The sequence below is a fragment of the Mixta sp. Marseille-Q2659 genome (assembly GCF_940807255.1).
Classification (GTDB): domain Bacteria; phylum Pseudomonadota; class Gammaproteobacteria; order Enterobacterales; family Enterobacteriaceae; genus Mixta.
Window position 1 is genome coordinate 18,447 of sequence record NZ_CALNWY010000036.1, and the last position, 12,389, is coordinate 30,835.

12 protein-coding genes are annotated in these 12,389 nt (G+C 60.3%); 7 read left to right on the forward strand and 5 right to left on the reverse strand.

Annotated elements, in window-relative coordinates:
- The 5 genes from recC to P3C52_RS18465 all read right to left on the reverse strand — a co-directional run bounded on the left by recC (nt 1) and on the right by P3C52_RS18465 (nt 5,202).
- On the reverse strand, nt 1-3,390 hold the full coding sequence (recC, locus tag P3C52_RS18445; protein ID WP_275556368.1) for an exodeoxyribonuclease V subunit gamma: 3,390 nt from the start codon (nt 3,388-3,390) through the stop codon (nt 1-3).
- A gap of 97 nt (nt 3,391-3,487) precedes the next feature.
- Complete coding sequence (locus P3C52_RS18450) at nt 3,488-3,787, reverse strand: prepilin-type N-terminal cleavage/methylation domain-containing protein (RefSeq protein ID WP_275556369.1); 300 nt, start codon at nt 3,785-3,787, stop codon at nt 3,488-3,490.
- Nucleotides 3,777-4,187 carry a DUF2509 family protein gene (locus P3C52_RS18455; RefSeq protein WP_275556370.1) on the reverse strand — a complete coding sequence of 137 codons (411 nt, stop codon included), beginning with the start codon at nt 4,185-4,187 and terminating at the stop codon, nt 3,777-3,779. Before P3C52_RS18455 ends, P3C52_RS18450 begins: the two co-directional genes overlap by 11 nt.
- A gap of 14 nt (nt 4,188-4,201) precedes the next feature.
- On the reverse strand, nt 4,202-4,747 hold the full coding sequence (locus P3C52_RS18460; protein ID WP_275556371.1) for a prepilin peptidase-dependent protein: 546 nt from the start codon (nt 4,745-4,747) through the stop codon (nt 4,202-4,204).
- Entirely contained in the window at nt 4,738-5,202 is a 465-nt protein-coding gene (locus P3C52_RS18465) for a prepilin-type N-terminal cleavage/methylation domain-containing protein (RefSeq protein WP_275556372.1), read from the reverse strand. Before P3C52_RS18465 ends, P3C52_RS18460 begins: the two co-directional genes overlap by 10 nt.
- Before the next feature lie 354 nt (nt 5,203-5,556).
- Between P3C52_RS18465 and P3C52_RS18470 the strand changes: the two genes are divergently transcribed.
- The 7 genes from P3C52_RS18470 to P3C52_RS18500 form a co-directional block, all read left to right on the forward strand.
- A complete protein-coding gene (locus P3C52_RS18470) occupies nt 5,557-6,420 on the forward strand; it encodes a MurR/RpiR family transcriptional regulator (RefSeq protein ID WP_275556373.1) in 864 nt (287 codons plus the stop codon).
- 14 nt (nt 6,421-6,434) lie between these two features.
- On the forward strand, nt 6,435-7,022 hold the full coding sequence (gene ddpX, locus P3C52_RS18475) for a D-alanyl-D-alanine dipeptidase (RefSeq protein ID WP_275556374.1): 588 nt from the start codon (nt 6,435-6,437) through the stop codon (nt 7,020-7,022).
- A 13-nt stretch (nt 7,023-7,035) separates the two neighbouring features.
- Entirely contained in the window at nt 7,036-8,595 is a 1,560-nt protein-coding gene (locus P3C52_RS18480) for an ABC transporter substrate-binding protein (RefSeq protein ID WP_275556375.1), read from the forward strand.
- 87 nt (nt 8,596-8,682) lie between these two features.
- Nucleotides 8,683-9,705: an ABC transporter permease gene (locus tag P3C52_RS18485; protein WP_275556376.1), complete on the forward strand. Its 1,023-nt coding sequence runs from the start codon at nt 8,683-8,685 to the stop codon at nt 9,703-9,705.
- On the forward strand, nt 9,702-10,595 hold the full coding sequence (gene ddpC, locus P3C52_RS18490; protein ID WP_275556377.1) for a D,D-dipeptide ABC transporter permease: 894 nt from the start codon (nt 9,702-9,704) through the stop codon (nt 10,593-10,595). The genes P3C52_RS18485 and ddpC overlap by 4 nt, the downstream gene beginning before the upstream one ends.
- Complete coding sequence (locus tag P3C52_RS18495; RefSeq protein ID WP_275556378.1) at nt 10,595-11,581, forward strand: ABC transporter ATP-binding protein; 987 nt, start codon at nt 10,595-10,597, stop codon at nt 11,579-11,581. The genes ddpC and P3C52_RS18495 overlap by 1 nt, the downstream gene beginning before the upstream one ends.
- Nucleotides 11,574-12,389, forward strand: an 816-nt coding sequence (locus P3C52_RS18500; RefSeq protein ID WP_275556379.1) for an ABC transporter ATP-binding protein, incomplete at its 3' end; no start/stop codon positions are given. The genes P3C52_RS18495 and P3C52_RS18500, both read left to right, overlap by 8 nt.

Sequence of the window (12,389 nt, forward strand, 5' to 3'; positions counted from 1 at the left end):
TTATTCCTCATTATTAGAGGTCTCGCTGCGGTTAAAGCGCAGCAGCGGCAGCAGCCATTGCTCGGCGGCCGCGCAGATCGCATCCAACTGAGCCGCTTCCAGCGTACGGAACAGGCGCTGCAAATAGGGATCGCTCCCCTCGCCTTCCAGCTGATAGTTGCCCTGCCAGGCGGTCAGCAATTTCGCCCGTGCTTTGGCCTGCGTCGTTTCATCCATCAACATCACATCGTTTTTGGTGTCGTAGCTGGCTTCCAGCCAGGCGCCGCCGGTTTTCGGCAGCAGCAACAGCGGCGAACACATGCCGTCACGGTAGCCTTCAACATAGCGCGTCAGCCATTCCTGCGCCTGCCCCGCGTCGATGCTGTCAAAACACCAGCGGCTCTCTTTGCGTCCCAGCATACGGCTTTGGCCTTCTCCGCCCATGGCGCACCAGGCGAGATGTTCCAGCCACAGCGCCAGTCCATCGGTAAAATTAAGCACGCCCGGACGCCAGCGCAGCAGGCCGCTCTCCTGCACCTGCGGCAGCCAGCCGTTCAGCTTAACGCCCGCCACGGTTAAATCGATCTCCACGCTGCGGCTTTCATCGCGTAGCTCGCGCACCTGCTCCGCCAGCGGTGTCATCTCTTCTTGCTGGGTTTGCCAGAAGAGTTCGCCAAACGCGCCGTAGGGCAGTACGCCCGCCGCGCGATGATGATTAAACAGCCGCTGGGTATCTTCTTCTTCAATCAGCGCGTTCAGCAGCTGGGCGTTAATTTGATAGCGATCGAGCGCATCCAGCACGAACGGCTCGGCATCCGGCAATTCGGTCTGTTCCAGCGCAAAGCTGACACCCAGGCGCAAAGTAAAGAAGGCGCGCACCGGATGCCGCCAGAAGCGCAGCAGCTGATCAAAGTTCAGCTCGCTAATATTTAACGGCGCCAGCGGCTGCATAAACGGCGGGTGTGGTTCGCCGCTGCCACGCGCCGCAGGCAACCACTCATGAGCAAAGCTGCGATATTCCGCCTGAGGCGCAAAGTTTTGCGGATCGAAAGGCATCCGGCTGTGCAAGCAGTGCAGATGCGCCAGTACCCGCTGGGCGCTGCGGTCAACATCCAGTGCCTCATCGCCCGGCAGATGGAAACTCTGCGCAATGTAATCCACCAGTTCAGTGACCAGCACCGAAGGGTATCGTTCCGTATTGTCCTGAATCGAACGGCCGATATAGCTGATATAGAGTTTCTGCTGGGCGGAGAGCAGCGCTTCCAGAAACAGGAAGCGGTCATCGTCGCGGCGGCTGCGATCGCCTTTCTGCGGCTGTTGCGCCATCAGATCGAATCCCAGCGGCGGCAACGCGCGCGGATAGACGCCGTCGTTCATACCCAGCAGGCAAACGACGCGGAACGGCACTGAACGCATCGGCATCAGGGTACAAAAGTTAACCGGCCCGGCAAGAAACCGCTGGCTAATACGTTGCTGATCGAGACGTGAGGCCAGTTCATCGCGCAACAGCGAGGCGGGCACCGTACTGTCGTAGCGCGCCAGCAGGCCGTAAGCCATTACCTGCTGCCACTGCTCTTCAATCAGCACCATGGCGGCATCGGTATTCACATCGGCGGCAAAAAAGGTTTGCAGCATTTCACGGCACAGCGGCTGCCACTCATTTAGCGAACGCGGCTGGGCCAGCAGTTGCCGCCAGTGGTTAAGCTGCATCAGCAGCTCGGCCAGATTGCCAGCCAGTTCAGCGATCAGGCCGCTGGATTCGTCGTAAGGCAGAATGCCATCCCAGTCGCCGTGCGCGCTCTCCATGGCGTAACCCAGCAGCATACGGGTAATGCCGAAGCGCCAGGTATGCTGGCCGGTCGGCGGCAGTTCCAGCTCGCGCACGTTATCATCATCCAGCCCCCAGCGAATGCCGGACTCTTCCACCCACATCCGCAAGCGGCGCAGCCCTTCTTCATCAATGGCGAAGCGTGTTGCCAGCGCGGGCACCTCCAGCAGCGCCAGCACTTCCTCACAGGCAAAACGGCTTTCCGGCAGGCCGAGCAGGTTAATAAACGCCATGATCGCCGGATGGGCAAAGCTGGCGCGCCGATCGGAAATCGCAAAGGGCAGATAGCGTTCCGCCGAGGCGTTGCCGAACACCGCCTGGATATAGGGCGTATAGGCATCAATATCGGCCACCATGACAATAATGTCGCGTGCCGTCAGCGTCGGATCCGCCTCCATCATCGCCAGCAGTTGATCCTGTAACACTTCCACTTCGCGCTGCGGACTGTGGCAGACATGGACGACGACCGAGCGATCCTGCGGATCGAGGCAGCGTTTTTTATGGCTGCTGGTTAGCTCTTCGGCATTCAGGCCAATCACCGCATTATCTTCCAGCTCCAGCAGATCGTGCTGCATCGCATGCAGCAGCGTATCCTCCGGCACCTCAACAAAGGCATCGATTTCGCGCGCTTCCATTTGCGCCAGCAGATAAAGGTTATCGCGTCCCAGCTTACCCCAGGAGGCGAGCAGCGGATTGGTCAGCTGCTGTTCGCCAGCATCGTTAAACAGTGATGAGGCGGCGTCAGGATCGCGGAACAGCGCGATCTCCTGCTGCTGCTGATGATGGCGGCGACGGCGGCTTTGCAGCTTCGCCAGGAAGGCGTAGTCCTGAATATCCCCCCAGTACTGGCGACAGGGATTGGTAAACAGCAGATGAATATCAATATGTTTACCCAGCGCCTGTAGTGCTTGCAGGTAAACCGGCGGCAGCGCGGAGATGCCACAGATAAAGACGCGATCGGGCAGGCCCGGCGGCGGCGTATCGCTGTTTTCCAGCTTCTGAATAAAGCGCGCATAGAGATTGGCGCGGTGCCATTCCGGCTGCCCCAGCTCGCGGGTATATTCCACCAGCGCGGCCCACAGCGGCGCCTGCCACAGCTGCGCGTCGCCCAGGCCGTCGATCATTTTTCCCTGCTGCCAGCTGTTCAGCCACTCCGGGCGATAGACCAGATACTGGTCATAAAGGTCGGCCACGCGCGAGGCGAGCTGAAACAGCTTGCGCTTATCATCGTCATCGTTGAGATAGTGTTGCAGCGGGCGGAACGCCTCCTGCCGCAGCAGATCGGGCAGCAGGGTCATCAGCTTCCAGCTCATGCTGGCTTTATTAAACGCGCTCTCTTTGGGAATGCCGGGCAACACGCGCACAAACATATCCCAGATAAAGGTGGCGGGCAGCGGAAAGGCGATATTCGCCGCAATACCGAACTGCTGCGCCAGCTGCATCTGAAGCCACTGCGCCATACCGGGGCTTTGCACCAGCACCACTTCAGACTGAAAAGGATCGCGTAACGGTTCGTTTTCAATCAGGTACGCCGCCAGCGATTTAAGGATGTCGAGCTGGTTGGAGTGATAAACCGTAAACATATTGGCTCCTGTTCAGTGCTGCTACAGCGCGTCGGCGCGGGGACACTCTACCCCTTAAATCGGCTAATGCAACCGCTGGGTAAAAAAAGCGCAAAAATCACCGTTCACAACGCAACTGGCTCAGCGTGACGGCCTTCAACGCAGGGCGGGAAGCCGTGACCTGCCAGATCTGGCACCCTTCTGCGCCCGGCAGCAATTGCAGCGTTGTTTGCCAGCTTTTGCTCTCTTCACCCTGCAGGCGTCGTGCGGCTACGCGCCATGCCTCGCGCTGCTGCCACTGCTGATAAAAGCCTGCCGTTAATACGCGCTGATAGTGCAACAGCGCCGTTAAACTTATGGTAAACAGCAGCATGGCGATCAGCGTTTCCACGACGCTAAAGCCAGCTTCACGGTTCATCAGGTAAACAGCGCGCTGAAGGGGCTAAGGGACAGAAGTCGAGCCAGCCATGCGCCAACCGATGCCAGCTTGTGCCTGCCGTCGGTTCCAGCCACTGCCAGAGCGTTAATGGCTCGCCGGATGCACGCAACGCCGCGCCGCGCAACAATGCTTCGCCATTATCCAGCAACAGCAGACAGGCATGCCAGCCAAACTGCGTCTGCCGTTGGCAGTGCCAGCCCTGCTGCTGCGGCCAGCTCAAAGCGCTTCCCCAAGCCAGCGCTGACAGCGCCTGATGATAATCGAGCAGATACTGGCGTTCGTCCGTGACCAGCGCCAGCGTAGCATCCAGCTGTTGGCGCGTGGCATGCAGCAGGCCCGATCCCAACAGCAGAATCAGCAGAACCATGGCTATAGCCATGCCGCCCTCCTCCCTTAGGGCTGGTTGTAAGCGCTGACCACGCTGTTGAGCGTGGCGGACAGGCCAGGAAAGCGCAGCGATTCGCCGCCGAGCGTCAGGATAACCTGCTGCTGACGGCGGATAAAAGCCAGTTCGCTGACCCGCAACGTAGCCGGATCGGAAAGGCTTTCCCAGCCGCCGCCTGCGCAGCTGGCGACGCCGCGCTGCATCTCCAGCCGTTGGTTGCGTAGTCGGTATCCGTACCATTCACTCTCTCCTTGTTCCGGCCCTTCCCAGCGGCCATTGCTGTTCTCATCCCATCTGACCAGCAGGCAATCCCGTTGAATCGTCAGCGGCGCGCCCTGACAGCTGCCGTGGCAGTAACCGGCACGCCGCACCGCTTTTTCCAGCACGCTCAGCATCTGCTGTAGCTCCTCCCGTAGCAGCAGCTGGCTTTGCAGTTCCAGGTTTTGTCGCTGCAGCTGCGGCGGCAGCCGGAGCGCGCCCAGCATTAAAATGCCGCTCAGCGCCAGCGCCACCAGCATTTCCATCAGGCTGAAGCCGCCAGCTTTTACAGACATGGCGCGACCTGACAGAGCCGAATCCGCCCACGAGCGGAAATAATCATGCGCCAGCGCAGATCGCCTTCGCCAAAAATAAGGTGTCCTGCCTTTGCCACGTTGCGTTTACCGTAAAAACCCGGCGTTCCTTCCATCTCAATAATCTGAACCTGGGGATGCGGCGCCAGCAGTTGTAAACGCCGCCCGGCGCGGCAGCCGGTCACGGGCACCTCGCCGCTGCCCAGGCACCAGCGATCGCCCGCCAGCAGCCAGAGCGGCTGGTCACTATTGTGCCAGTTGGCCCAGGCGCGCACGCCGTGCAGAAACTGCTGGAGCCGCCGGGCGGTTTCATCCATGCGCTGATGCTGCTGCCAGCTTTGCCAGCCGCGCAACGCCGCGATGCTCAGCAGGCTGACGATAGCCAGCACCAGCATCAATTCTGGTAGGGTAAAACCCTCAGAACGGTTTCTTTTCATCGTGCCTGTTTTCATCGCGCCATTTTGCCGCGAACAACAGACATCGCCAGCCACGGCGCGCCTGCCTGCGCGCCCTCTTCCAGCCTTTTTGATTAGGTTGCATCGCTTTAAGTTTGTGATGCGAGACAGCTCGCACGACAGCAATCTGCACGCGCCGCTGGATTGAACTGCACCAAAAATGCGCGATGCTGCACATTTGTTGAGCTTTTGTTAAGACATAATCGCCGCTCAACCCTGTTTAATCACTTTCCTCGCGGCTTTTGCCCGCCGCGTAAACCTGGCATGAGTTCTGCTTTGTTAAATGGGTAACAGGTTGATAACCGATGACAGCGAATTAACACCGAGGGCGCCACCATGGATAAGCCGACGCTGATTGCCCGCATTGAAAGCACGTTTGGACAGCAGACGCCCAGCGGCAAGCGCATCGCAGGCTGGCTGCTAACCCATACCGCGCAAATTCCGTTTGAAACCGCTGACAGTATTGCGCGCGCGACTGGCACCAGCGGCATTACCGTCGGACGCTATTTACGGCGGCTGGGCTACCGTAACCTGGATGATGCCCGGCAGAGCCTGCGCGATACGCCGCAAATCGCCTATAAGCCCTGGGGCGTAATCGATCGGCTCGATTCCTGGCAGCAGCAACGCGCGCTGCCCAATCGTTACAGCCAGTCGCTGCAGCTGGAACTGGATGCGATCGCGCAGGTTTATCAGCTGGCGCAAAGCGCGGCGTTTAATCGTATCAGTCAGCGGCTGGCCGAGGCCGACGCGGTGTTTGTGCTGGGCATCCAGTCAACGCGCGGCATCGCCAACGCTTTCTTTAGCCATCTGGAATATTTGCGACCGCACGTCAGCTATGTAGAGGGGCTGTCGGGCACCTGGGTGGAGACGCTCAATTCCGGGTTTGCCGCACCTTATGTGGTGGTAACCGACACCCGCGCCTACTCCGCTATCGCGCGCCAGTTTTGCCGCGTCGCCTGCGAACGACAGATCCCGCTGGCGCTGGTGACCGATGTCTGGTGTCCGTGGGCGCGCGACTATCCGCTTGACCTGTTGCAGGTAAAAACCGATACCGGCCATTTCTGGGATTCGCTGGCTCCGCTCAGCTGCCTGTTCAATCTGCTGCTTTCCGCCGTGGTAGAACATCTCGGCGACCGGCTGGCCGATCGTCTGGCAATCAACCGGCAGCTGCAGCAGGAATTTGGACAATTTGAACGTTAACCAGAGGAAATCCCATGACGCAGGATGTTGAACTGATCGATCTGGCAGAAACTTTTCCACAGCTGGAAATCGATCTGAAATATGCCACGCCGGACAATATTACCGGCTACGCCATTTATCAGCAGGCGCGCTGTTTGCTGCATCCCGACGCGGCGAAAGCGTTGGCGCGCTGCGTTGAAGTGGCGCGTCTGGCTGGTTTATCGCTGGTGGTTTATGACGCGTATCGCCCGCAGCTGGCGCAGCAGCATCTCTGGCTGGCCTGTCCCGATCCGCAATATGTGATGGCCGTTTCGCTCGGCTCTAACCACAGCCGCGGCACCGCCATCGACGTCACGCTGCGCGATGAGTCGGGCGCGCTGCTTGATATGGGCACCGGATTTGATGAGATGGATGTACGCTCTCATCCCTGGAACCCCGATCTGCCTGCGTCTGCTCACCGTAACCGTCTGTTGCTGAACGCGATTATGCAGGCTGGCGGCTTTATCGGTATTCACAGCGAGTGGTGGCATTTCGAGCTGCCTGATTCCGTGCGCTATCCCCTGCTCGCCGATCGTTTTAGCTGTGCCGCTCTTCCTTCTATAACAACAGCCCGTTCACTTTAACCAGGAGCCTGCCATGAAAATTTCCCCTGCGTATCGCCTGCTGCGTCCGACGCTGCTGGCCCTTGTTCTCGGCGCGCCGCTTACGCCCGCGCTGGCGGCGGTGCCGAAAGATATTCTGGCGATCGGCAAAGCCGCCGATCCGCAAACCCTCGATCCGGCGGTAACTATCGACAACAACGACTGGGCGGTGACCTATCCCGCCTATCAGCGTCTGGTGCAGTATAAAACCGCAGGTGGAAAAGGCTCGACCGAAGTGGAAGGCGATCTGGCGACCAGCTGGCAGGCCTCAGCCGATCAAAAAGAGTGGACCTTTAAGCTGAATCCGGCGGCGAAGTTTGCCGACGGCACGCCGGTGACCGCCGCCGCCGTGAAAGCTTCATTTGAGCGCCTGTTAAAAATCGCTCAGGGCCCGTCGGAAGCTTTTCCGAAAGATCTAAAAGTGGAGGCGCTGGATGACGGTAGCGTGCGTTTTACCCTCAGCACGCCTTTTGCACCTTTCCTTTATACGCTGGCGAATGACGGCGCGGCGATTATCAATCCGGCGGTGCTGCAGCAACATGCCGCCGACGATGCGCGCGGCTGGCTGGCTGAGCATACCGCCGGTTCCGGCCCTTTTATGCTTCAGCGCTGGCAAAAAGGGCAACAGCTGGTGTTGGTGCCGAACCCGCATTACAGCGGCAAGCGCCCGGCCTTTAAGCGCGTTACCGTGAAGATTATCGGCGAAAGCGCCACCCGTCGTCTGCAGCTGACGCGCGGCGATATCGATATTGCGGAATCGCTGCCCATCGATCAGCTTAGCGCGCTGAAAAAAGAGGATAAGGTCAGCGTGGCGGAATATCCCTCGCTGCGCGTGACCTATCTCTATCTGAACAATGCGAAGCCGCCGCTGAATCAGGTCGATCTGCGGCGCGCGATCTCCTGGTCCACCGATTATCAGGGGCTGGTGAAAGGCATTCTGGCGGGCAACGGCAAGCAGATGCGCGGGCCGATCCCGGAAGGAATGTGGGGTTTCGATGCGCAAGCGATGCAGTACAGCAACGATCCGGCGCGGGCGTTGACGGCCTGGGAAAAGGTGAAGGATAAGCCGAAAACGCTCTCTTTCCTCTATTCCGACAGCGATCCGAACTGGGAGCCCATCGCCCTGGCGACCCAGGCCAGTCTCGGCGCGCTGGGCATCAGCGTCAAACTGGAAAAGCTGGCGAACGCGACCATGCGCGATCGCATCGGCAAAGGCGATTACGACATCGCTATCGGCAACTGGAGCCCGGACTTCGCCGATCCCTATATGTATATGAATTACTGGTTCCAGTCGGATAAGAAAGGACTGCCGGGCAACCGTTCGTTTTACAGCAATCCGCAGGTGGATACGCTGCTGAAGCAGGCGGTGGCGACCACCGATCAGGCGACACGCACGCGCGATTATCAGGCGGCACAAAAAATCGTCATTGATGAGGCGGCCTACGTTTATCTGTTCCAGAAAAACTATCAGGTTGCGATGAATAAGGCGGTTCAGGGCTTTGTTTATAACCCGATGCTGGAGCAGGTTTATAACGTCGCGACCATGAGCAAATAGCGGCACAGCCGCTGACGGCGCGCTGTCAGCGGTTTCCTTTCTCACACCGGCGCTGCGCGCGCAGCACCTGATAATGAGGACCAGGCTATGACTCTGTGGAGCATTCTGCGGCAGCGCTGCTGGGGGCTGCTGCTGGTAATGATCGGGGTATGCGTCATTACTTTTATTATTTCCCATCTGATCCCCGGCGATCCGGCGCGCCTGCTGGCGGGCGATCGCGCCAGTGATGAAATGGTGCAGCATATCCGTCATCAGCTGGGGCTGGATCTGCCGCTGTGGCAGCAGTTTCTGCATTACGTCAACGATCTGCTGCACGGCGATCTTGGCACCTCAATTCGTACCGGTCGGCCAGTGCTGGCGGATATTCGGCTGTTTTTCCCCGCCACGCTGGAGCTGGCGCTCTGCGCGCTGCTGCTGGCGCTGCTGATCGGCGTGCCGCTGGGTGTGCTGTCGGCGGTGTTTCGCAACCGCTGGCTCGATCATCTGGTGCGGCTGCTGGCGATTACCGGTATTTCGACGCCCGCCTTCTGGCTGGGGCTGGGGGTGATTGTGTTGTTTTATGGAAATTTAAATCTGCTGCCCGGCGGTGGACGGCTGGATGACTGGCTCGATCCGCCCGCGCATGTTACCGGTTTCTACCTGATCGACTCCCTGCTGGCGGGCGACCGCGACGCCTTCGTTAACAGCGTCCAGCACCTGATCCTGCCGGCGCTGACGCTGGCCTTTGTGCATCTGGGCATCGTGGCGCGCCAGATTCGCTCGGCGATGCTGGAGCAGCTGAGCGAGGACTATATTCGCACCGCCCGCGCCAGTGGGCTGCCCGGCTGGCGCATTGTGATGACGCACGCGCTGCCTAATGCGCTGATTCCCTCGATTACCGTGCTGGGGCTGGCGCTGGGCGATCTGCTGTACGGCGCAGTGCTGACGGAGACCGTTTTTTCCTGGCCCGGCATGGGCGCTTACGTGGTGGCCTCGATCCAGGCGCTCGATTTTCCGGCGGTAATGGGCTTCGCCGTGGTGGTCTCCTTTGCTTACGTGTTGGTTAACCTGCTGGTGGATCTGCTCTATTTATGGATCGATCCGCGTATCGGTCGTGGAGGTGAAGCATGATGTTCAGTGAACCCATTCCCGTGACGCCGGCCAAAACGTCGCGCAAGCGGCGCGGCAGCAAGGCGTTCTGGCTGCTGAAGCAGAGCCCACTGACGCTGATCGGCGGTGCGATTATGCTGCTGATGCTGTTCCTGATGCTGTTTTCCCCGTGGCTGACGCCGCTCGATCCCAACGCTGTTGATCTGGCAGCTCGTTTGCAGGCCCCTTCCGCCGCGCACTGGTTCGGCACCGATGAGGTCGGTCGCGATCTCTTCAGCCGGGTCTTGATCGGCAGCCAGCAGTCTATCGCCGCTGGTCTGGCAGTGGTGGTGCTGTCGGGCGGCATCGGTTCGCTGCTTGGCTGCTTCTCCGGCGTACTGGGCGGCTGGGCAGACGCAGTAATTATGCGCGTGATGGATATTATGCTGTCGATCCCGTCGCTGGTGCTGACCATGGCGCTGGCGGCGGCGCTCGGCCCCAGCCTGTTTAACGCGATGCTGGCCATCGCCATCGTGCGCATTCCTTTTTATGTGCGGCTGGCGCGCGGTCAGACGCTGGTGGTGCGCCAGTTTGCCTATGTGCAGGCGGCGCGCACTTTCGGCGCATCACGCTGGCACCTGATTAGCTGGCACGTACTGCGTAACGCCCTGCCGCCGCTGGTGGTACAGGCGTCGCTGGATATTGGCACCGCGATTTTAATGGCCGCGACGCTGGGCTTTATCGGCCTCGGTGCCCAGCAGCCCACCGCCGAATGGGGTGCGATGGTGGCGAACGGGCGCAATTATGTGCTGGATCAGTGGTGGTACTGCGCATTTCCCGGCGTCGCCATTCTGATTACCGCCGTCGGCTTTAACCTGTTTGGCGACGGGCTGCGCGACCTGCTCGACCCGAAAAGCGGAGGACGTCACTAATGAGCGAACCCCTGTTAGCGATTCACGATCTGCAGCTCAGCTTCCCGGTTTTTCAGGGTGAAGTTCATGCGCTGAACCGCGTTTCCATCACCGTTCATCGCGGCGAAATCGTCGGGGTGGTCGGCGAGTCGGGATCGGGCAAATCGGTGACCGCCATGCTGGCGATGCGCCTGTTGCCAGCCAACAGTTATCGCATCAATGGCGGCAGCGTGCGGCTGTTGGGCGCGGATGCGCTGAATGCCAGCGAGAAAGAGATGTGTCGGCTGCGCGGCGCGAAGGTGGCAATGATTTTCCAGGAGCCGATGACTGCGCTGAATCCTACGCGCCGCATCGGTCAGCTGATGACTGAGGTGATTCGCCAGCATCAGCGGCTTTCGGCGCGTGAAGCGCAGCAAAAAGCGATCGCGCTGCTGACCGAAATGCAGATCGCCGATGCGCCGCAGGTCATGAAACGCTATCCCTTCGAGCTATCGGGCGGGATGCGCCAGCGGGTGATGATCGCGCTCGCCTTCTCCTGCGAGCCGGAGCTGATTATTGCCGATGAGCCAACCACCGCGCTGGATGTCACCGTCCAGCGTCAGGTGCTGCGCCTGCTGAAGCAGAAAGCGCGCGCCAGCGGCACAGCGGTGCTGTTTATCAGTCACGATATGGCGGTGGTTTCGCAGCTCTGCGATCGCCTGTACGTGATGTACGCCGGAGCGGTGATTGAAAGCGGCAAGACACAACAGGTGATTGCCCGGCCGGCCCATCCCTACTCCGTTGGGCTGCTGCGCTGCGCGCCGGAGGCGAGCGAACCGCGCGCCGAACTGCCAGCGATCCCCGGCACGGTGCCCAACCTTACCGCGCTGCCAACCGGTTGCGCCTTTCGCGAGCGCTGCTTCGCCGCCGATGAGCAGTGTCGGCAGACGCCAACACTGAGTCCGTGCGGCGGCGAGCAGCAGCTCGCCGCCTGCTGGCATCCGCAACGGGAGCAACGCCATGTCTGAGATATTACTGGAACTGGAAGATGTACACGTCAATTTCCCGGCGCGCACCAACTGGCGCGGCAAGGTTACCGAACGCGTTCATGCGCTGAACGGGCTGGATTTGCAGATTGCGCGCGGCGAAACGCTGGGCATCGTTGGCGAGTCGGGCTGCGGCAAAAGTACGCTGGCGCAACTGCTGATGGGCATGATCCGGCCCGCCAGCGGCACCTGCCATCGCGCGCGCAATCCCAATTCCTGGCTGGGCAGCGGAATGCAGATGGTGTTTCAGGATCCGCTCTCTTCGCTCGATCCGCGCCTGCCGGTATGGCGCATTATTACCGAACCGGTCTGGATTCAGAAACATAGCGGCGAGGCGCAGCGGCGCGAACTGGCGCGGGAGCTGGCGCTGCTGACCGGCATTCGCCCGGAGTATCTCGACCGGCTGCCGCACGCCTTTTCCGGCGGTCAGCGTCAGCGCATCGCTATCGCCCGCGCGCTGTCGGCGCAGCCCGATATTATCGTGCTGGATGAACCCACCTCGGCGCTGGATATTTCCGTACAGGCGCAAATCCTGAATCTGCTGGTGAAGCTGCAGCGCGAGCGCCAGCTCACCTATGTGCTGATTTCGCATAACGTGTCGGTGGTGCGCCATATGAGCGACCGGGTGGCAGTGATGTATCTGGGGCAGATTGTGGAGCTGGGGGCGACGGAACAGGTGTTAACCCAGCCGCGTCATCCCTATACGCGATTGCTGCTGGATTCGGTGCCGCGCGTCGATCGTTCATTAGACGGCGAGATGGCGGACAGAAAAGGCGAGCTGCCGGGGAAC